The organism is Kaistia hirudinis (assembly GCF_014196455.1).
Taxonomy (GTDB): domain Bacteria; phylum Pseudomonadota; class Alphaproteobacteria; order Rhizobiales; family Kaistiaceae; genus Kaistia; species Kaistia hirudinis.
Genome location: NZ_JACIDS010000001.1, coordinates 854,235 through 873,584, shown reverse-complemented (window position 1 = coordinate 873,584; position 19,350 = coordinate 854,235). Strand labels below are relative to the sequence as shown.

Annotated in this window: 19 protein-coding genes; 7 read left to right on the top strand and 12 right to left on the bottom strand. The window is 66.0% G+C overall.

Annotated elements, in window-relative coordinates:
• Positions 1-179: 179 nt before the first annotated feature.
• Genes GGR25_RS04060 through GGR25_RS04045 form a run of 4 tightly spaced genes read right to left on the bottom strand, consistent with a single transcriptional unit; the run spans position 180 to position 4,774 of the window.
• Entirely contained in the window at positions 180-998 is an 819-nt protein-coding gene (locus GGR25_RS04060) for an alpha/beta hydrolase fold domain-containing protein (RefSeq protein WP_183397413.1), read from the bottom strand.
• A gap of 13 nt (positions 999-1,011) precedes the next feature.
• Positions 1,012-2,499 (bottom strand): NAD-dependent succinate-semialdehyde dehydrogenase, encoded by a 1,488-nt coding sequence (locus tag GGR25_RS04055; protein WP_183397412.1) that lies wholly within the window; start codon positions 2,497-2,499, stop codon positions 1,012-1,014.
• 17 nt (positions 2,500-2,516) lie between these two features.
• The gene (locus tag GGR25_RS04050) at positions 2,517-3,743 is read right to left on the bottom strand and encodes an iron-containing alcohol dehydrogenase (protein WP_183397411.1); all 1,227 of its coding nucleotides are present in this window, start codon (positions 3,741-3,743) and stop codon (positions 2,517-2,519) included.
• On the bottom strand, positions 3,743-4,774 hold the full coding sequence (locus GGR25_RS04045) for an Ldh family oxidoreductase (RefSeq protein ID WP_183397410.1): 1,032 nt from the start codon (positions 4,772-4,774) through the stop codon (positions 3,743-3,745). The genes GGR25_RS04050 and GGR25_RS04045 overlap by 1 nt, the downstream gene beginning before the upstream one ends.
• Positions 4,775-4,871: 97 nt before the next feature.
• Between GGR25_RS04045 and GGR25_RS04040 the strand changes: the two genes are divergently transcribed.
• The 7 genes from GGR25_RS04040 (at position 4,872) to GGR25_RS04010 (ending at position 12,024) form a co-directional block, all read left to right on the top strand.
• Positions 4,872-5,564 (top strand): GntR family transcriptional regulator, encoded by a 693-nt coding sequence (locus GGR25_RS04040; RefSeq protein WP_183397409.1) that lies wholly within the window; start codon positions 4,872-4,874, stop codon positions 5,562-5,564.
• Between the two features lie 44 nt (positions 5,565-5,608).
• Positions 5,609-7,168 carry a sugar ABC transporter ATP-binding protein gene (locus tag GGR25_RS04035; protein ID WP_183397664.1) on the top strand — a complete coding sequence of 520 codons (1,560 nt, stop codon included), beginning with the start codon at positions 5,609-5,611 and terminating at the stop codon, positions 7,166-7,168.
• Positions 7,165-8,157: an ABC transporter permease gene (locus tag GGR25_RS04030; RefSeq protein WP_183397408.1), complete on the top strand. Its 993-nt coding sequence runs from the start codon at positions 7,165-7,167 to the stop codon at positions 8,155-8,157. Before GGR25_RS04035 ends, GGR25_RS04030 begins: the two co-directional genes overlap by 4 nt.
• A gap of 60 nt (positions 8,158-8,217) precedes the next feature.
• Positions 8,218-9,168, top strand: coding sequence for a substrate-binding domain-containing protein (locus GGR25_RS04025; RefSeq protein ID WP_183397407.1), 951 nt, complete (start codon positions 8,218-8,220; stop codon positions 9,166-9,168).
• 61 nt (positions 9,169-9,229) lie between these two features.
• Positions 9,230-9,823, top strand: a complete 594-nt coding sequence (locus GGR25_RS04020; protein WP_183397406.1) for a DJ-1/PfpI family protein — start codon at positions 9,230-9,232, stop codon at positions 9,821-9,823.
• A 366-nt stretch (positions 9,824-10,189) separates the two neighbouring features.
• On the top strand, positions 10,190-11,872 hold the full coding sequence (gene aspT / locus GGR25_RS04015; RefSeq protein ID WP_183397405.1) for an aspartate-alanine antiporter: 1,683 nt from the start codon (positions 10,190-10,192) through the stop codon (positions 11,870-11,872).
• The gene (locus tag GGR25_RS04010) at positions 11,869-12,024 is read left to right on the top strand and encodes a hypothetical protein (protein ID WP_183397404.1); all 156 of its coding nucleotides are present in this window, start codon (positions 11,869-11,871) and stop codon (positions 12,022-12,024) included. The genes aspT and GGR25_RS04010 overlap by 4 nt, the downstream gene beginning before the upstream one ends.
• A 41-nt stretch (positions 12,025-12,065) precedes the next feature.
• Here the strand turns inward: GGR25_RS04010 and GGR25_RS04005 are convergent, their stop codons facing one another.
• From GGR25_RS04005 to GGR25_RS03970, 8 genes are all read right to left on the bottom strand, one after another.
• Positions 12,066-13,313 carry an ArsB/NhaD family transporter gene (locus GGR25_RS04005; protein WP_183397403.1) on the bottom strand — a complete coding sequence of 416 codons (1,248 nt, stop codon included), beginning with the start codon at positions 13,311-13,313 and terminating at the stop codon, positions 12,066-12,068.
• Between the two features lie 193 nt (positions 13,314-13,506).
• Complete coding sequence (locus GGR25_RS04000; protein ID WP_183397402.1) at positions 13,507-14,748, bottom strand: ammonium transporter; 1,242 nt, start codon at positions 14,746-14,748, stop codon at positions 13,507-13,509.
• 127 nt (positions 14,749-14,875) lie between these two features.
• Positions 14,876-15,883 carry an urea transporter gene (yut, locus tag GGR25_RS03995; protein WP_183397401.1) on the bottom strand — a complete coding sequence of 336 codons (1,008 nt, stop codon included), beginning with the start codon at positions 15,881-15,883 and terminating at the stop codon, positions 14,876-14,878.
• A 16-nt stretch (positions 15,884-15,899) separates the two neighbouring features.
• Positions 15,900-16,835, bottom strand: a complete 936-nt coding sequence (locus GGR25_RS03990; RefSeq protein ID WP_183397400.1) for an urease accessory protein UreD — start codon at positions 16,833-16,835, stop codon at positions 15,900-15,902.
• Positions 16,836-16,839: 4 nt separating this feature from the next.
• Positions 16,840-17,487, bottom strand: a complete 648-nt coding sequence (ureG, locus tag GGR25_RS03985) for an urease accessory protein UreG (protein WP_183397399.1) — start codon at positions 17,485-17,487, stop codon at positions 16,840-16,842.
• Positions 17,488-17,514: 27 nt separating this feature from the next.
• Positions 17,515-18,195, bottom strand: a complete 681-nt coding sequence (locus GGR25_RS03980) for an urease accessory protein UreF (RefSeq protein ID WP_183397398.1) — start codon at positions 18,193-18,195, stop codon at positions 17,515-17,517.
• A gap of 41 nt (positions 18,196-18,236) precedes the next feature.
• Positions 18,237-18,938 carry an urease accessory protein UreE gene (locus GGR25_RS03975; protein WP_183397397.1) on the bottom strand — a complete coding sequence of 234 codons (702 nt, stop codon included), beginning with the start codon at positions 18,936-18,938 and terminating at the stop codon, positions 18,237-18,239.
• 24 nt (positions 18,939-18,962) lie between these two features.
• Positions 18,963-19,346 carry a CrcB family protein gene (locus tag GGR25_RS03970; protein WP_183397396.1) on the bottom strand — a complete coding sequence of 128 codons (384 nt, stop codon included), beginning with the start codon at positions 19,344-19,346 and terminating at the stop codon, positions 18,963-18,965.
• Positions 19,347-19,350 lie beyond the last annotated feature (4 nt).

Below are 19,350 nucleotides of genomic sequence, written 5' to 3'. Positions count from 1 at the left end.
CTGCGGTTGCCGCGGTCACGAGGCTGGGGCCACCGCCAATAACGGCGGAGATCAATGCCGCCGTCGTGTTGCAATGTCGCGTTCCCGCCGGGGAATCGGGTCAGAAGCCAATTCTATCTGTTCAGAAAACGAACGCTTTCCGGACATCCTCATTATTTGTCTGATTTTACTCCCAAATCTCAAACGCCCGCCAGCAGCGCCGTCAGTCTCACTGCCGCTTCCGTGCCGGGGACGCCGAGATCGCGGATGCTGCTCATGTGGTTTTGCCGTGGCAGGTCGTACCGCGAGACCGGGCAGCGCTGGCTGCGCAGCAGGCTGGCGAAGGCGTCGGCCTGGCGGTGGAACGGTTCCGTCTCCTCGGCGCCGACCAGCACCGACACGGCAGTCGACCGGTCGTGCCGGTGGGTCGCCGGCGAGAACGCGGCGACTTCCGCGTCGGTGATGCCGATCTCCGGACGGAGGAAGGAATTCTGCAGCGGGGCGAGTTCATAAAGCCCGCCGAGCAGCAGCGCTGCGCGCATGCCGGACGGCGCATCCGACGCGTGGAACAGGAAGGTCGCCAGATGCGCGCCGGCCGAGTGCCCGCTGACTGTCAGGCGGCGCGGGTCGCCGCCATGTTCGGCGATGGTATCGATCACCCAGCGCTTCGCCCGCCGGACCTGGTCGACGATCGTCGCCATGCGCACGGCGGGCATCAGCGCATAGTCGACGATCACGGCGATAGCGCCGGCACGCGTTACCGTCTGCGCGATATAGGAATAGTCGCGCTTCGAAAACATGCGCCAATAGCCGCCATGGATGAAGATATGCACCGGGAGATCGGCGCGCGGCCCGGCCGGAAAGAAGAGATCCAGCGTCTCGGTCGGGTCGCTGCCATAGGCGATGTCGGCTTCCATAGGAAGGCCGGCGCGCGCCGTTTCGCTGCGTGTCCTGATATCGGCGACGATATCGTCGAAGTCGGCGACGTGGTCACGAATTCGGAACGGATCGATCGCCACGGTCTCGCCTCCTTCAGAAGTTCGCGGCGATATATTTCGCCTCCATGAATTCGGCGATGCCATGGTGCTGGCCGCCCTCTCGCCCGAGGCCGCTCTGCTTGACGCCGCCGAACGGTGCGGCCGGATCCGAGACCAGGCCGCGATTGAGGGCGATCATGCCAGCCTCGATCTTTGATGCAACCCGCATCCCGCGGGCGAGATCCCGCGTGAAGATATAGGCGGCGAGGCCATATTCGGTGTTGTTGGCGCGGGCGATGACGTCGCTCTCGCTGTCGAAGCGCGAGAGCGGCGCGACCGGGCCGAAGATCTCCTCATGCGCCATCTCTGCCTCGCCCGGCACATCGGCCAGAACGGTCGGCGGATAATAGAAGCCCTCGCCCGCGGGGACCGCGCCGCCGCAGAGAACACGAGCGCCGCGCGCCGTCGCGTCCTTGACGAGGCGGTCGATCTTGTCGACGGCCTTGCGCGTGATCATCGGCCCGCATTCGGTCGTCGCATCCGCACCATTGCCGACGCGCATCGCCGCCATCCGGCGGCTGAGGCCCTCGGCGAAGGCGTCATAAATGCCGGACTGGACATAGATCCGGTTTGCCGCGGTGCAGGCTTCGCCGGCATTGCGCATCTTGGCGATCATCGCGCCGTCCAAGGCCGCCTCGAGATCGGCATCGTCGAAGACGAGGAAGGGCGCATTGCCGCCGAGCTCCATCGAGCAGGAGATGACGTGCTTCGAGGCTTCCGCCAGCAGGGCGCGGCCGACGCCGGTCGAGCCGGTGAAGGAGAGCTTGCGGACGCGCGGATCGGCCAGGATCGCCGCCGTCATCGGGCCGGGGCTGGTGGTCGTCAGCACATTGACGACGCCGGGCGGAACGCCGGCCTCCTCATAGATCGCCGCCAGCGCATAGGCCGTGAGCGGCGTCTCGGTGGCGGGCTTGAGGATGACCGTGCAACCGGCGGCGAGCGCGGGCGCGATCTTGCGGGTCGCCATCGCGGCCGGGAAGTTCCACGGCGTGATCAGCAGGCAGATGCCGATCGGCTGGTAGTCGACGACGATGCGGTTGGTTCCGGCCGGTGCGATGCCGAACTCGCCGGTGATGCGCACGGCCTCCTCGGCGTTCCAGCGGAAGAACTCGGCCGCATAGGCGACCTCGCCGCGCGCATCGCGCAGTGCCTTGCCGTTCTCCATCGAGATCAGCGTAGCCAGCATCTCCGAGCGCTCGATCATCAGTTCGAAGCAGCGGCGGAGGATTTCGGACCGCTTGCGGGGCGCCGTGCTGCGCCAGCCTTCCGCCGCCTTCGCGGCCGCTTCCACGGCCGAGGCTGCGTCTTCCAGCGTGGCGTCGGGCACGGTGGCAAGGACGGCCTCGGTCGAGGGGTCGGTCACGGGGATCGTTCGGCCGCCGGCCGCCGGCCGCCAGGTGCCGTCGATATAGAGGCCGCGCGAACAGGCGCCAAGATCGGGCGCGATGGGCTGCGGGCGGCTGGTCTGCTGAAGGGCGTTCATCGGATCGTTCCTGAAGGTTACTGGGCTGCCGCCGCGAGGTCGCCGTCATAGGCCGCCTGGACGAGGCGCCGCATCGAGGCGGGATCGAGACTGCGGGGGTTGTTCTTGATCAGCCGGCCGATGCCGAGCGCCTGCTCGGAGGTCCAGTCGAGCTTGTCCGCGGCAAGGCCGAGGCCGGCGAGCGTCGGGGTGATGCGGATCGCCGCGAAGATTCGACTGACCTCCGCGATCGCGGCGTCGGCCATCTGCTCTTCGGTCTGCCCGTTGCCGCCCAATCCCAGCGCGACGGCGACCCGGGCCATTTCCGGCAGGGCGGCAGAACGATTGTAGCTCATGACATAGGGCAGCATGGTCGCGACGCCGAGCCCGTGCGGCGTATGGGTCAGCGCACCGGCGGGATATTGGACGGCGTGAGCCGCGGCGGTGCCGGCGGTGCCGAAGGCGCAGCCGGCCGTCAGGGCGCCCATCATGACATCGGCGCGCGCATCCTCGTCGCTGCCGTCGCGATAGGCGCGCTCGAGGCTGCGGCCGAGCAGCTTGATCGCCAGGAGGGCAAAATGGTCGGTCAGGTCGCTCTTGCCGACGAAGACATGCTGCTGGGCGAGTTCATGGCTGCCATCGCGGCGGCCTGCGGTGAAGGCCTCGATGGCGTGCGTCAGGGCGTCGGCGCCGGCGATGGCCGTCAGGCCGGGCGGGCAGCTCGCCGTCAGCTCGGGATCGCAGATCGCCACGGCCGCGATCAGGTGCGGGCTGGAAATGCCGACCTTGAGCGTGCGATCGGGATCCGAGATCACGGCCACCGGCGTCACCTCCGAGCCGGTCCCGGCCGTCGTCGGCACGGCGATTACGGGGAGCGTCGGCCCCGGAACTTTGAACTCGCCGTAATAGTCCGGCAGCGCGCCGCCATGGCTGAGTAGAAGCGCCGCGCATTTCGCCATGTCGAGGCAGCTGCCGCCGCCGATCCCGATGACCATGTCCGGCGCGAAGGTCCTTGCCTCCTCGACGCAGACGCCGACCGTATCGCGCGGCACGTCGGGCAGGACGCGGTCATGCACCAGAACGGCCACGCCGGCATCGTTCAGGCCGGCCACGAGCTCGGCGAACACGTCGGTCGCGGCGAAGCGCGAGTCGGTGCAGATCAGGGCCCGGCGGCCCAGCCGTGCCGCCACGGTCGGGAGCGCATGGCGCTGCCCTTTGCCGAACAGGATTTCGCGCGGAAGCCGCAGGGCAGCGAACAGGCTCACTATGTTTGTCCTTCGAGAACAGAGGATGGGGTGCGAGAGAGAGCGGTGAGCTCGTCGAGAAGGCCCGGATCGATCTCGAATCCGGCCTGCAGCGTGGCCTCCCTGCGCCGGGCGGCTCCGTCCCCGGGGACGGAGACGGGATGGCCGGGCTCGGCGGGCGGGGAGGCGCGGACGGCGTCGAGATAGGCTGAGAGGCGCAGCGCAAGGTCCGGCGACCGCGCCGTATCGATGACGATCAGGACGTCGCCCTTGTTGCAGACGGCCTCGGCATCCAGCGTTCCGCGGATGTCCGGCGCGAGATCCGCTCCGGTGAGCGCGGCCACGAGAAGCTCGACGGCGATGCCGAGCCCATAGCCCTTGGCGCCGCCGAAGGGGGCGATGGCGCCGCCTTTCGCTCGGACTGCGTCGGTCGTCGGCCGCCCCTCGGCATCGCGCGCCCAGCCCTCGGGAATGGGCCGTCCGATGGCGGCATGATGATGGATCTTGCCCATCGAGACGGTACTGGTCGCCAGATCGAGCACCAGGGGCCGCCCGGCCGTCGGAACGGCGATGGCGATCGGATTGGTGCCGAGCATGGCGCGGGTGCCGCCATAGGGATGAACCAGCGCCTCGCTCGACGATATGGCGATGCCGATCCGTCCCTCGGCGGCGATGCTCTCCACATAGGAAGCGAGCATGCCGAGATGATTGTTGTTGCTGATCGCGGCGAGGGCAATGCCGGACGTCGCCGCGCGCTCCTGCAGACGCTCGATCGCCGCCATCGCCACAACCGGACCGAGCCCCCGCAGGCCATCGACCTCCAGGACCGAGGCAGAGCGCCAATGGCTTCGTCCTGACGTCCTCGGATCGACGAGACCGCGCTCGATGCGGGTCAGCAAGCGCGGCAGACGCTGCAGCCCGTGCGAAGGGTGGCCCTTCATCTCGGCATCGACCAAATGCCGCGCCTGCACCGGTGCGTTATTCGTCAATGCGTTACGCTGGATGAGGAGCTGCGTGGCCAGAGCCATCGCAGCCTGTTCGGTGATCTTCACGATCGACCCCTATATCAAATCCTATAGGATATCGTATTGCATCGGTCGCAACATCTTGCTACAACCGCAGCATGTCAAGAGGAAAAGACGCCGGGAAATGAGCGCTACGCGGCCTACGGACACAACTTCTGGAAGCACGACGATCGTGCGCGCCAACGGTCTGGCGGACGACGTCTATGAGGCGATTTTCAACCAGCTCATGTCGCTGAAGATCCCGCCCGGGGCGCGGATCACGGTCGACAGCCTGGTCAAGGAGTTCAACGTCTCGCAGACCCCGATCCGCGAAGCGCTAGGACGGCTCGAAGGCGAGGGCCTGGTGCAGAAGACGCATCTGGTCGGCTATCGCGCCGCGCCGCAGATCACCCGGCGCCGTTTCGACGAACTCTATGAGCTGCGCCTGCTGCTTGAGCCGAACGGCGCGGCGAAGGCCGCGGCCGCCATGGACGAGGCCAAGCTCGCCGTGCTGCGCGAGGCCGCCGGCGTCATGGCCGGCCGCGAGAGCAATGACGACCACGTCCATTATTCGACCTTCGCGCGCCTGGACGCCGTCTTCCACGACAAGATCATGGATTTCGCCGGCAATCAGCTCATCCGGGAAATGCTCAGCTTCCAGCACACGCATTTTCACATCTTCCGCCTCCTGTTCCATTGGCGCGTGACGGAAGAAGCCCTCGACGAGCATCAGGCATTGCTCGACGCCTTCGCGCTCGGCGATCCCGATGCGGCGGCGAAGGCCATGCGCGCGCATATCGAGCATTCGCGTGACCGGCTGCTGCCGGCATTCGAGTGAACCCGGCGCCCTTCGCAATGGCAGATAATCTGGATAGGGAACGCATGGTGCCGCGCGACGCGAACGCCACATCCAAGGCTGCTTCCGGAGCTTGCCTCCTGCGCACGCGGGGCCTGTCCAAGCAATACGGGCCGGTGACTGTGCTCTCGAACGTGTCGATCGAGATCGAGGCCGGCGAGATCCACGCGATCATCGGCGAGAACGGCGCCGGCAAGTCGACGCTGATGCGCCTCATCTCCGGCTATGTCGATCCGAGCGCCGGCAGCCTCGAGATCGAGGGACATGCCGTGAGCTTCGCGACGCCGCATGAGGCCCAGGATGCGGGCATCGTGCTGGTGCACCAGGAAATCCTCCTCGCCGACGGGCTGACCGTGGCCGAGAATCTGTTCCTCGGCCGCGAGCTGACGCGGAACGGCGTGGTCGACGACCGGCGGATGCAGCAGATCGCGGCGGACAAGCTTGCCGAACTCGGCTGCCATGTTTCGCCAAACCGGCTGGTGCGCGATGTCGCCCTCGCCGACCGGCAGCTGGTCCAGATCGCGCGCGCGCTGCTCGACGACTACAAGCTGGTGATCTTCGACGAGCCGACCGCGGTCCTGACGGGGAACGAGGTCGAGCGTCTGCTCGACATCGTGCTGCGCCTCAAGGAGCGCAATATCGGCGTCCTCTATATCAGCCACCGGCTCGACGAAGTGCAGCGGCTGGCCGACAAGGTCACCGTGCTGCGCGACGGCAAGATGGTCGGCACCTATCCCGGCCGGACGCTCAGCCAGATGGATATGGCCGAGCTCATGGTCGGGCGCGAACTCTCCGCGCTCTATCCGCCGAAGAGCGACGCGAAGCCCGGCGAGCCCATGCTGCGCGTGATGAACGCGACCGTGCCGGGCTATGTCGAGGACGTCTCGTTCACCGCGCACAAGGGCGAGATCCTCGGGCTCGCCGGCATGGTCGGCGCCGGCCGAACCGAACTGTTCGAGGGTCTGGTCGGCCTCCGCCCCGCCAGCGCGCGGATCGAACTGAACGGCGTGCCGCTGCACATCCGCTCGCAGCGCGAGGCCATCGATGCCGGAATTGGCTATCTGACGGAGGATCGGAAGGCCAAGGGGCTCCTGCTGCAGGAGCGGCTGGCGCCGAACCTGACGCTCTCGGCGCTCGGACGGTTCCATCCCGGACTTTATCTCCGCAAGCGCCGGGAAACCGCCGCGCTCGCCGAAGCGGTCGCGCAATACGACATCCGCCTCAAGAGCCTCAAGGTCACCGCCGGCCAGCTTTCCGGCGGCAACCAGCAGAAGCTGCTGCTCGCGAAAATCCTGCTGACCGACCCGTCGGTGGTGATCATCGACGAGCCGACCCGCGGGATCGACATCGCCAACAAGGCGCAGATCTACACCTTCATCCGCAAGCTCGTCGGCCAGGGCAAGGCCTGCATCGTCATCTCGTCCGAAATGCAGGAGCTGATCGGCCTTTGCGACCGGATCCTGATCATGCGCCAGGGCCGGATCAATGGCGAAGTCTCCGGCGAGCAGATGACCGAAACCAATATCGCGCTGTTCGCGACCGCCGACACAGAAGGCGGCCAAGCGGCCGTGGGAGGAAGAGCATGAGTACCGTCACCCAATCCGCCCCGTCCCGCCGCCCGCGCGACTTCGCCTTCAGCTGGGCCGATGCCGGGCCGTTCCTGGCGCTCGCCGCCCTGCTGGTCATCGGCTTCCTGGTCAATCCCGATTTCCTGTCGGTGACCAATCTCAGCAATGTCATCACGCGCAGCGCCTTCATCGCGATCATCGCCGTCGGCGCGACCTTCGTGATCTCGTCCGGGGGCCTCGATCTGTCCGTCGGTTCGATGGCGGCCTTCATCACCGGCATCACCATCCTGTTCATGAACGCTATGGCGCCCAGTTGGGGAGCCTGGGCCATTCCGGCCGGCATGGTCGTCGCGCTCATGACCGGCCTCGCCTGCGGCCTCGCCAATGGCGTGATCGTCACGGTCGGCAAGATCGAGCCCTTCATCGCGACGCTGGGCACGATGGGCATCTTCCGCGCCCTCATTACCTATATGTCGGATGGCGGCACGATCCCGATCGACCGCACGCTGCGCGAGGCCTACCGCCCCGTCTATTTCGGCACGGTCGGCGGTATCCCGATCCCGATCCTGGTGTCGCTCGCCGTCGCGGCGATCGCCTCCTTCATCCTCTACAAGACGAAATATGGCCGCAAATGCGCCGCGGCCGGCGCCAATGAAGACGTTGCGCGCTATTCCGGCATCTCGATCGTTCGCACCCGTACCATCGCCTATGTGGTGCAGGGCGCCTGCGTCGCGATCGCGGCCATCTGCTATGTGCCGCGTCTCGGCGCGGCCACGCCGACCACCGGTGTCCTGTGGGAGCTGCAGGTCATCACGGCGGTCGTCATCGGCGGCACGGCGCTGCGCGGCGGCAAGGGCCACATCTGGGGCACCGTCGCCGGCGCCGTCATCCTCGAGCTGATCGCCAATCTGATGGTGCTCTCGGACTTCGTCTCCGAGTACCTCGTCGCCGCCGTCCAGGGCGTCATCATCATCATCGCGATGCTCATCCAGCGCTTCTCGAAATAGCCCCGCGTCCGGACCACGCGGGTGTCGTTCTCGATCGGTCCAATCATTGGGAGGAATTCAATGACCCGTACGAAGTGGATCGCCGCCGTGGCGATCGGAACCCTGCTCATGGCCGGCTCGGCCGCCGCTGCCGACAAGAAGACGGTCGCCGTCTCGATCCCCGCGGCCGACCATGGCTGGACGGCGGGCGTCGTCTATCACGCCCAGGCGGCGGCCAAGGAAATCAACGCCGCCTTCCCGGACGTCGAGGTGATCGTCAAGACGTCGCCTTCGGCCACCGCGCAGGTCAGCGCCCTCGAAGACCTTTCCGCCGGGCGCAAGCTCGACGCCCTGGTGATCCTGCCGCAGACATCGGAAGAGCTGACCATGCCGGTCAAGGCGGTCAAGGATAGCGGCGCCTTCATTACGGTCGTCGATCGCGGCCTCAACGATCCGGCGATCCAGGATCTCTATGTCGCCGGCGACAACATCGCGGTCGGCAAGAATACGGCGAAGTTCCTGGTCGAGAAGCTCGGCGGCAAGGGCAACCTCGTCGTGCTGCGCGGCATCCCGACGGTCATCGACGACGAGCGCATCAAGGGCTTCCAGGACGGCATCGCCGGCTCGGACCTCAAGATCCTCGATATCCAGTACGCCAACTGGAACAGCGACGAAGCCTTCAAGCTGATGCAGGACTACCTCGCCAAGTATCCGCAGATCGACGCGGTCTGGGCCAATGACGACGACATGCTGCTCGGCGTCCTCGAGGCGGTGAAGGAATCCGGCCGCACCGACATCAAGTTCGCCCTCGGCGGCAACGGCATGAAGGACATCGTCAAGAAGGTGATCGACGGCGATGCCATGACGCCGGTCGAGACGCCCTATCCGCCGTCCATGATCAAGACCGCCATCTACATGACGGTCGCCAATCTGGTCGGCCACGCCCCGGTGCGCGGCACGGTCAAGCTCGATGCGCCGCTGATCACGCAGGCGAACGCCGCGGAGTTCTACTTCCCCGATTCTCCGTTCTAGTTCGCACGAAGTGGGCGGGCCAGGCCCGCCCACACCCTCTCCAGACGCGAAGGACAGGACTATGCCCGGCAAGAAAATTCTGATGCTGACCGGTGAGTTCACCGAGGAATACGAGATCTTCGTCTATCAGCAGGCGATGGAGGCGGTCGGCCACACGGTTCACGTGGTCTGCCCGGACAAGAAGGCGGGCGACCGGATCAAGACGTCGCTGCATGATTTCGAGGGCGACCAGACCTACACCGAGAAGCTCGGCCACTATGCCGACATCAACAAGACCTTCTCGGAGGCCGAGCGCCAGCTCGACCAGTATGACGCCGTCTACTGCGCCGGCGGCCGCGGTCCGGAATATATCCGCACCGACAAGCGCGTGCAGGCGATCGTGCGTCACTTCCACGAGACACAGAAGCCGATCTTCACCATCTGCCACGGCGTGCAGATCCTGATCGCGGTCGACGGCGTGGTGCGCGGCAAGAAGGTCGCGGCGCTCGGCGCCTGCGAGCCTGAAGTCGCGCTGGCCGGCGGCACCTATATCGACCTGTCGCCGACCGACGCCTATGTCGACGGCACGATGGTCTCGGCCAAGGGCTGGACCGCGCTCGCCGCCTTCATCCGCGAATGCCTCAAGGTCCTCGGCACCGAAATCCGCCACACCTGAACCGCGCCGTTCGAGCGCGAGACAAGGGCCCGGCGCACCAGCGCCGGGCCCTTTTCGTTCGACCTAAGGCGATCCGCCAGCCGCGGCTGCGCTGAGCTTGCCGCGCTGCTCTCGCCGGTGGCTCAGTGCTCCGGACTGGCGACCGCCGTTGCCGTGTCGCGGAACCATGTGTGCGGATCGGCGTCACGCCGGCGAGCAGCGGGTTCCGCTAAGCCGACCGCGAGAGACACGCCGTGCCCTGGTGAGTGCCGCGCCCGCGGCGCGGCTACCAATGCGCGCATCCGGCGCAAACAGGGGTGGATTTCAGGCCTGGCGGGGCGGTACCCTGCGGATCGATCCCCTGAACAGAGCATGAGTTGTCGGAGTATGTGGGACTGGCTTGTGACGGCCTTGCGGGAGCATCCCGCGATTGCGCTCTTTCTGACCGTCGCCATCGGCTATCCGCTCGGGACGTTCAAATATCGCGGAATCAGTGTCGGAACGGTGGCGACGACGCTCATCGTCGGCATCGTGATCGGGCAACTCGATATCGAGATCTCGCACAATGTCGCGACCGTCTTCTTCCTGCTCTTCCTCTTCGCGATAGGCTATCGGGTCGGTCCGCAATTCGTCCGCGGCGTTGCTCAGGATGGCGCGCTGCAGGCGCTGTTTGCCGTGGTCGTGTGCGTCATGACCTTGGGCACCGCCTATGTCGTGGCGCGCCTCGCTGGATATGACGTGGGCTATAGCGCGGGATTGTTCGCCGGCTCAGCGACGGCCTCTTCGGCTCTTGGCCTTTCGACCAGCGCCATCCAGAATCTCGGCCTTTCGGCGGATGCGACACGGTCCATGGTCGGTTCGCTGTCGACCGCCTTCGCCATGACCTACATCTTCGGGACCATCGGCCCGATCCTGATCATTTCGCAGGTCGGGCCCTGGCTGCTGCGGATCGACCTGCCGGGAGTCTGCCGCGCCTATGAGAAGCGCATGGGTGGAACCGGTCACGGGTCCGGCAATTCCTGGCATCACTACATCATGCGGACCTATCGCCTGCTCGACGATTCGCCCCAGATCGGCCGGCAGGTCGGGGAGGTGGAGGCGAGCGAGGTGCACAGCCGCTGCTTCTTCGACCAGATCCGCCGCGGCGAGCAGGTCATCGCGGCGCACGAGACGACGGTGCTGATGACCGGCGACATCGTCAGCGTTGCCGGAACGCGCGGCAGCCTTCGCCAAATGTTCGCAGTCGGGGCGGAGGAGGTCGAGGATCGGGAGCTGCTCGCCGTCCCGATGGGCGGCGTCGACGTTGTCGTCACCAAGCGTGCCTTCGATGGCAAGACGCTGGCGGAGCTGGCGAAGCTCGAGCCCACGCATGGCATCTTCCTGACGCGGATCCGCCGCGGCGCGATGGGCGACGACATCCCGATCCTGCCGCAGACTGCCATCCATCGCGGCGATGTCCTGACGCTGGTCGGCAGGCCTCAGCGCATCCGCTCGTCGATCGGAGCCATTGGCCGGGCCGATTTTTCCGATGACGAGACGGACGTGTTCGTCGTCTTCCTCATGATCGCGATCGGCGCCTTGATCGGCGTGCCCGTCCTGATGCTGGGAAGCGTGCCGCTGACGCTGTCCATGGCCGGCGGCGTGCTCTTCGCCGGCATTGCGGCCGGATGGCAGCGTTCGGTTCATCCCACCTTCGGCAATGTCCCGCGGCAGGTGATCTGGTTCATGAATGTCGTCGGGCTCAATCTGTTCATCGGCGTGACCGGCATCACCGCGGGGCCGAGCTTCGTTGCGGGTGTGCAGCAGGTCGGATTGAGTCTCTTCCTGTGGGGCATGATCGTCACGAGCGTGCCGGTCACTTTGGGCCTGCTGCTGGGCAAATATGTCTTTCGCTTCGACGATGCGCTGGTGCTCGGCTGTTGTGCAGGCGCCAGCACATCGACCGCGGCGCTGGGCCTCCTGTCCGATCGGGCGAAGAGCCAGGTTCCGGCGCTCGGCTACACGATCCCCTATGCGGTTTCGAACACGCTGCTGACCATCGGCGGCATCATCATCGTCAGCCTGTTGTGACGCTCGGTCTGGGTGACGTCAAAGCCGATGCCGCGACCCGCCTGATGGCGCCGCTCACGGCGACGAGCGGCATCCTGATGATCGGCTGGTCGACGGCGCTGTTCATCTATGTGATCCAGACCTACCTGCCGCATATTGGCCGTCGCGATTGACCGGCCGAAGGCCGGGCAGAGGCGTGCGCCTCAGCCGCCTTTCAGTGGAGCTGCAGGATCCAGAGCGCGCCCATGGCGAGGCAGATGAGGGAGGTCGGCAAGCCTGCGCGCGCGAACTCGCCGAAGCTCAGCGCGATGCCGCGTTTGCGGCATTCCTCCGAGACGATGATGCCGACGAGGCTGCCGAAGATCACGGCGCTGGACGAGAGCGCGGTGCCGAGCGCGATGGCCGCGCCGAGCGCCTCCGGCCGATGGGCGCCGCCGATGAAGGGCGCGACCAGCATGACGGCGGGGTTGTTGCCGACGATGTTGCTGAGGATCGCCATGACGCCCAGCATCGAGATCGGGTCATGCAGGTCGAGGCCGATGCCGCGTAACAGCGCCAGCACCTGCTCGGGGAGGCCGGTCGCGGTGAGGGCCGCATTGACGACGAACAGGCCGAACAGCAGCAGCAGGAGATCGCCGTCCACGTGGTGCAGCAGCTTGCCCGAGGAGAGACGGCGGCTGATGAGCAGGACGCTGGCGCCGGCGAGCGCGATCAGCATATGGGGGCGATCCGTGAAGATGAACGCAGCGACCACCGCGAGGGCGACGATGGCCGTCTTGATCGTCTCGCCGGCGTTGAACGCAATCGCCGGAGTGTCGGCCGGCACCGGGCCGGCCTTCGGAGCCTGCGGCACTTCGGTGAGCGCCCATCTTCCGCGATAGCAGAGGACGATGACGCCCCAGACCACGGGCAGGCTGAGCAGGGCGGGCGGTGCCGCCGCCGCCATGAAGCCCATGAAGGAAAGATGCAGCGTCTCGGCCACGATCATGTTCTGCGGGCTGCCGATGATGGTCGCCGCGGATGCGAAATTGGCCGCGAAGCAGAAGCCGAGCAGGAAGGGCAGGGGATTGAGCCGGCGCTGCAGGCAGATGGAGCAGAAGATCGGCGTCATGGCGACGGCGACAACGTCCTTGTTCAGCAAGGCGGCCATGACGCCCGAGACGGCGATGAGGATGGCGAGCAGCGTCTTCGGCCCGACGTCAATGTCGCCGACCTTCTGTGCGACGCGGTCATAGAAGCCGGAGACCATGAAGGCGGCCGACACGACCATCAGCCCGAACAGCAGGCCGACGGTCCGATAGTCGACGGCGGCCCAGGCGTCGGCGGGCGAAATCCGGCCCGAGGCGATCAGGATCATCGCGCCGACGACGGCCGCGCCGGTCCGGTCCAGGCGAAAGCCGGGGAGGTGCCCGACGGCCATGGCCAGATAGACGAGGATGAAGATCGCGAGCGTAATGTCCATGACCACCGCGCACGGCCGGGCCTCGGCCGTCACTCTCCAGGCTTGGTTCCGATGCGTCGGCGCTTGGCCCCGCCAGGCCGCATGCGGATGAACAGAAGACAGAAAGCACGCCCGGCCTCATCGAGACCGGGCGTGCTCTCATTCGAACCGGCGGACCGGCGGGCTGACCATACGGCGCCCGCGATGCGCGAGGCTATTTCGGCAGCGTGCGATCCATGCCCCAGAGATGATAGGCGCTTTCGCCGACCTGCACCTCGTCGAGGCCCTTCAACTGCACGTCGGGCGAGACGCGCAGGATGCCGAGCATATCGAGGATCTTCAGCAGGATGAAGGTGACCACCGACGCGTAGACGGCGACGATGACGACAGCCAGCAATTGGACGCCGAACTGACCGGCGCTCGCCGCCACCTTGTTGATGCTCGAGCTCGCCAGAATGCCGATCAGCAGCGCGCCGGTCATGCCGCCGACGCCATGGGCGCGCCAGACCTCAAGCGTGTCGTCGACGCCGAGCGCCTTCTGCACATGCTTGGCGTGGTAGCAGGCGGTGGCGCCGATCGCGCCGATGGCGAGGGCCGCCATGGGTTCGACATAGCCGGAGGCCGGCGTGATCGTCGCGAGGCCCGCGACGGCGCCGACCAGCACGCCCGAGAAGGTCGTGCGGCCGCTCTCGCGCCATTCCCAGAACATCCAGACCAGCATGGCGATCGAGCCGGCCAGCATGGTGTTGGTGAAGGCATAGGCGGCGAGCGCATCGGCGGCATAGGCGCCGCCGGCGTTGAAGCCGAACCAGCCGAACCAGAGCAGCCCCGCGCCGAGCGCAACCAGCGGCAGGCTTGCAGGCGAGGATTCCGACTCGCCGGCCGGCATCTTGCGCTTCCCGAGATATTTCGCCGTCGCCAGAGCCGAGAAGCCCGCCGCGGTGTGGATGACGATACCGCCGGCGAAGTCGACGACGCCAAGCTTCGCCAGGAAACCGCCGCCCCAGATCCAGTGCGCGGCCGGCAGGTAGACGAGAATGGTCCACAGCGCGATGAAGAACAGATAGGCGCCGAAGCGGAAGCGGCCGACAAAGGCGCCGGTCATCAGCGCCGGCGTGATGATGGCGAACATCATCTGATAGGCGAAGACCAGCATGAACGGCACGTTCGGCGCATAAGTCGGGTTGGGTTCGATGCCGACCTGATACATGCCGAAATAGGGCACGATATTGCCGATCACGCCGCCGATGTCGGGGCCGAACGCCAGGCTGAAGCCGCCGAAGACCCAGATCAGGCCGACGACGCCAATGCAGACGAAGTTCTGGATCATGACCGACAGCATGTCGCGCTGCCGCACGAGCCCTCCATAGAAGAGCGCCAGGGCTGGGGTCATCATGCATACCAGCGCGGTACACATCAGGACGAAGGCGGTATCGCCGGCATTGATGTTTTGCATCGGACTTCCCTTGATCTCTCCCCCGACTTCGGTTCAGCCCGAGCCCCCGGGGATGCCGCGTGAAGCATGTGTCAGGAATGAGCCGCCGGACGGTCTCCGGCCGGCGGTCTCGGTCGGTACCGCGGCCCTAGCTGGCCGCCGCGTGAGCCTTTGCACTGGCTTTGTCGACCATATGGCCGGCAACCGGCTTGTGCGGATGCGGCGCCAGAAGCTTCTTCGGCGCAATGAAAAGGTACATCGTCAACACATAAGGAGCGGTGAACGATGGTATACCGGCCGGCGATACCATGACGTCCAGCGCACCCTGGACAAATACGGTCACCACGGTGGCGAGCGCAGCATAGATCGCGACGCGCGGCGAGGTTTTCAGGAAGATCACGCCGACGGCTATCGCCGTCAGGACGGGGCTGAAGCCGTAGAGGCCCTGGCTCACAATGGCGGGATCGGCGCCCATGCCGATCGACACGATCATGGCGATCAGCGAGCCGATGGCGGCGGCGATGCCGGCCGGCACCGAGGCGATGAAGATGCCGACAAGGATAATCGCGCCGGAGATCTCACTGCCCAGCAGATAGACCTGCCCGATATTGCGGAAGAAGATCTGCACGAGTTCAAGCGGCGCAGGAATGGCGACGAGGCCCTGCACATAATCGCTGGCGAGCTTCGGCGTGTCGCCGGTGACATGCAGCCCGCCGAAGGAATACGCGCCCGCGACCATCAGCCAGCCGGTGAGCACGAACGGGCCGGTCGAGCCGGGAATGCCCCATTTCGCCGTCAGCGTCGCGCTGAACGCGGCGGTGATCACCGTGCTCGCGGCGGCGCCCACCACGACATAGACCCAGAGCTGGGGCGAGGCTGCGATGAAGGTCGGCAGCGCCGCGCCGACGAGAACGCCGTTGAAGCCGAACAGGCCGGACGCGACCGATTTCTCGTCGCAATCGAGCAGCCGCGCCGTCAGCGTCGCGACGACGACGCCGATCGCGGCGCCGATCGTGGTCGCCCAGACGCCGGACACGTAGGACGCATAGGCCATGGCGACAAAGAAGAGAACGCCGGTGATCGGGTTCTCCATGAAGAACACCTGGCTCGTTCCCTTGAGGGATTCCGTCAGGACATTGCTTTTCTGCTCGGCCATGGCTTTGGTCTTTCCGTCAGCGCCAAAGGAATTCTTGCGGGAGCGTTCGACCGCGAGCCTCTTCGCGGACGATCTGCCAGAAGCGTCGCACCTCGCGTCGCACGTCGTAGCTCTCGACGCCGACGGCCCGCAGCATCAGCCCCGCGCCGTTGGGCAGGCGGCTGACGCCGGAAATCGCGCGCGGCGCCTCATCCGGGAAATTCGTGCCGAACCGCTCCTTGATCCGCGTCGCCACGTCCGGCGGCGTGAGGCAGAGGACGTTGGCGAAGGCGTCGAAACCCTTCATCACGGCCGGATCGTCGATGGTCGGATCGCCCTTCTCGATCAGGAGCTTCTCCGTGAACAGCTTCTTCCCATCCGGCCGCCGAGCCGTGACGGCCATAGACAGGAGGTCGAAGCCGAACCGCTCGTCGGCATGATGATGCTTGCGTCCGGCAAGGATCATCTCGCCATAGATCAGCGTCGCGTCCGCGGCGATGACGATGTCGGTCTGGTTGATGAAGCGGGAGTCGCGATAGAGGATCGTGAAGTCGGGCAGATATTCGAGATAGGCCCCGCTCTCGACGGTCACGGTCTGGTGCTGCGAGGCGTAGTTGGCATCCATCTGGTGGACGCGGTTCGCGCTCTGGGTGGTGACCTGCGCCGAGGCGCCGGCTTCCACCTTGATGTCGATCTTGTAGCGGTCGCCCTGCAGGATGCCGCCGCCGACCGAAATGATCGGGCAGATCGGCAGCTCCGGCATCGCCTCGTCGAAATAGAGCGCCTGCTGCACCAGCAGGGGTGCCACGCGATAGAGGTCGTGCAGCACCGAACGCCCGCCGCGGAGCGAGAAGCCGAGCCGAAGCTCGCCGACCTTGCCGGGCGCAGCCGCGCGCATCTGCGCCGGCTCGCTCTTGAAGCCGCTGACCTCACGCGCCGCATCCAGGCGGCCGAGCTGCTCGTGAAGCGACATGGGCTCAGGCGCTCGCCGGTGCGGGCTCGTTCACCTTCACGTCGAACAGCGCCATGTCGAGGATCAGACGGATGAGCTCGTCGATGCCTTCGCCGGTCTTGCAGTTGGTGAACAGGAACGGCTTCTTGCCGCGCATCAGCTTCGAATCGCGGTCCATGACCTCGAGGCTGGCGCCGACATAGGGCGCGAGATCCTTCTTGTTGATCACGAGGATGTCGGACTGGCAGACGCCGGCGCCGTTCTTGCGCGGGATCTTGTCGCCCGCGGCGACGTCGATCACGTAGATGTAGAAGTCCGCGAGCGCCGGGCTGAAGGTCAGCGTGAGATTGTCGCCGCCGGATTCGATCAGGATCACGTCGCTGTCGGGATATTTCTCCTCGAGCTCCTCGACCGCGGCGATGTTCATCGACGGATCCTCGCGCACGGCCGTGTGCGGACAGGCACCGGTCTCGACGCCGACGATCTTCTCCTCGATCAGGATGCCGTTCAGCGTACGGCGAACCTGCTTCGCGTCCTCCGTCGTCACCACGTCATTGGTGATGATCAGCGGCTTGATGCCGAGATCGATCAGGCGGGGGGTGATGGTCTCGATGACGGCGGTCTTGCCGGAGCCGACGGGGCCGCCGATGCCGATACGGGTGATCTTCTTCATGGGCCGTTTCCTTTGCCGATGTCCCGTTCAGTTCATGAACAGGCGGACATGGGTGGTGGTGTGATGCGCGACGAGGACGTCGAAGACCGGCGCGAAGGACGCCATCTCGTCGAGCGTCAGTTCGCGCACGGCGGAATAGTCGCCTTCGACGCGTCCCTGCGCCGTGAACAGGATGCGCTGCGTATCGAGATGGTCGATCCGCATCAGACGGAGCGCCGCCGAGAGGATCATCGAGGCGACGCCATATTGGTGCATGACGAAGGCCTCGCGCTCGTCCGCGCCCATATGCGCGAGAGCGATCGCCTGGCCGACGGGATAGCAGCCGGGCGTGTTGCCGGCCTTGATGTCGCCGAGCCAGCGTTCCAGCACCGGTGAAGGGGAGATCTTCAGGACCAGTTCGGCGAACTTCTTGCCGACCCGTGTCAGCATCAATTGCTGCTCCTCGCCGACGCGACGGCAGAAGATCTCCTGGTCGGCTTCGAGAATGCCGTCATAATCGCCGGAAAGCGCGGCGCGGTGGGCGTGGAGCAGGGCGATGCCGTCCATCCGCGACGTCTGGCGCAGGATCAGCTCGACATAGCGCAGCAGACTGTCCGCGTTCGAGACCACGCCGGTCTGCAGTGCGGATTCGAGCCCGTTCGAAAAGGCGAACGAGCCGATTGGCAGCGTCGAATCCGAGAACTGCAACAGCCTCGCGAGATGCGCCATCCCCGATGGCGCGCCGCGCTTTGTGCTCCCGCCGCCGGGCATCATTTCACCGTGGAATGGGAATGGCTGTGGGAATGCGAGTGACCGTGATCATGGTCATGATGGTGGTCGTGATCATGGTCGTGGACATGCGTGTGATCGTGCGCCGCGCCATGCTCGTGGCTATGCGTATGGGTCCCGCGCGCGTGATCGCCGAGATGGTGGTGCGGCGTCGCGTCGGCGCCGGCGAAGAGCAGCCGAACCTCCTTGGCGTCGAGCTTGGCTGCGATTTCCTCGCCAGGTGCGAAGCGGGTGGTCACATGCTGATAGGCATGGGTGCGCATGACCGAGGCCATGACCTTCTGGTCGACGGAGAGCGGCACATAGACCGTCGTGCCCTTGATCACCGCGGGCCAATGCTGGTTGCCGAGGCCGTGGCCGAGCTCGAAGCAGGTGCGCAGGATTTCGGCCGGAGACAGCGATTCGAGGCCCTCCAGCTCGATGACGAGCACCTCTTTCAACGCGATCCGCGCCGCGACGATGATGTTGTTCGCGGCGTCGAAATGGAGCACGTCGCCGTCGTGCAGATGCTCCGAGCGCGGCAGCGAGATCGCGAGCTCGATCCCGCCCTCGCTGGCCTTGCGCAACCGGTTCTTCGGAGCCTCCCACTGCTCCAGAACCAGAGGGTCCAGCCGGGCGTGCGCGGCGCGCTCGCGCCAGACGGGGTCGCTGAGGTTACCGAGCTTGGTTTCGACGAGAATCATGATGTGCCTCCGAACGCCCGGACTTCAGGCGCGACGCAATTGCGCCGCGGTGCGAAGTCCAAGCCATGTAACGCTGTAGCCGACGACGAGACTGGCGATGATGTAGAGGAGCGAAAGCCCCAGCTGGCCGGGTCTCGTCATTTCCGAAAAGGCTCCGAAGATGAAGGTCGAGAAGGTCGACATGCCGCCGCAGAACCCGGTCGAGATCAGAAGTGCGACATGGTCCGACGCACGATGCGCCTGGTGGAGACCGAAGACGAGTCCGAGCAAAAACGACGCGAGGATGTTCGCCGCGAAGATGTCGACCGGAAACGCGCTGCTGTAACTGCCCAGCACGAGCACGAGAAACTCGCGCGTGACGGCCCCGAGCCCACCTCCCACGAAAACGATGACCGGCGCCTGCCACATCGAC

Excerpts from the sequence above, each read along its gene's own strand:
- GGR25_RS04055 (WP_183397412.1), bottom strand. The coding sequence starts at position 2,499 with ATGAACGCCCTTCAGCAGACCAGCCGCCCGCAGCCCATCGCGCCCGAT.
- GGR25_RS04040 (WP_183397409.1), top strand. The coding sequence starts at position 4,872 with ATGAGCGCTACGCGGCCTACGGACACAACTTCTGGAAGCACGACGATC.
- GGR25_RS04035 (WP_183397664.1), top strand. The coding sequence starts at position 5,609 with ATGGTGCCGCGCGACGCGAACGCCACATCCAAGGCTGCTTCCGGAGCT.
- GGR25_RS04030 (WP_183397408.1), top strand. The coding sequence starts at position 7,165 with ATGAGTACCGTCACCCAATCCGCCCCGTCCCGCCGCCCGCGCGACTTC.
- GGR25_RS04025 (WP_183397407.1), top strand. The coding sequence starts at position 8,218 with ATGACCCGTACGAAGTGGATCGCCGCCGTGGCGATCGGAACCCTGCTC.
- GGR25_RS04020 (WP_183397406.1), top strand. The coding sequence starts at position 9,230 with ATGCCCGGCAAGAAAATTCTGATGCTGACCGGTGAGTTCACCGAGGAA.
- aspT (WP_183397405.1), top strand. The coding sequence starts at position 10,190 with ATGTGGGACTGGCTTGTGACGGCCTTGCGGGAGCATCCCGCGATTGCG.
- GGR25_RS04005 (WP_183397403.1), bottom strand. The coding sequence starts at position 13,313 with ATGGACATTACGCTCGCGATCTTCATCCTCGTCTATCTGGCCATGGCC.
- GGR25_RS04000 (WP_183397402.1), bottom strand. The coding sequence starts at position 14,748 with ATGCAAAACATCAATGCCGGCGATACCGCCTTCGTCCTGATGTGTACC.
- yut (WP_183397401.1), bottom strand. The coding sequence starts at position 15,883 with ATGGCCGAGCAGAAAAGCAATGTCCTGACGGAATCCCTCAAGGGAACG.
- GGR25_RS03990 (WP_183397400.1), bottom strand. The coding sequence starts at position 16,835 with ATGTCGCTTCACGAGCAGCTCGGCCGCCTGGATGCGGCGCGTGAGGTC.
- ureG (WP_183397399.1), bottom strand. The coding sequence starts at position 17,487 with ATGAAGAAGATCACCCGTATCGGCATCGGCGGCCCCGTCGGCTCCGGC.
- GGR25_RS03980 (WP_183397398.1), bottom strand. The coding sequence starts at position 18,195 with ATGGCGCATCTCGCGAGGCTGTTGCAGTTCTCGGATTCGACGCTGCCA.
- GGR25_RS03975 (WP_183397397.1), bottom strand. The coding sequence starts at position 18,938 with ATGATTCTCGTCGAAACCAAGCTCGGTAACCTCAGCGACCCCGTCTGG.
- GGR25_RS03970 (WP_183397396.1), bottom strand. The coding sequence starts at position 19,346 with ATGTGGCAGGCGCCGGTCATCGTTTTCGTGGGAGGTGGGCTCGGGGCC.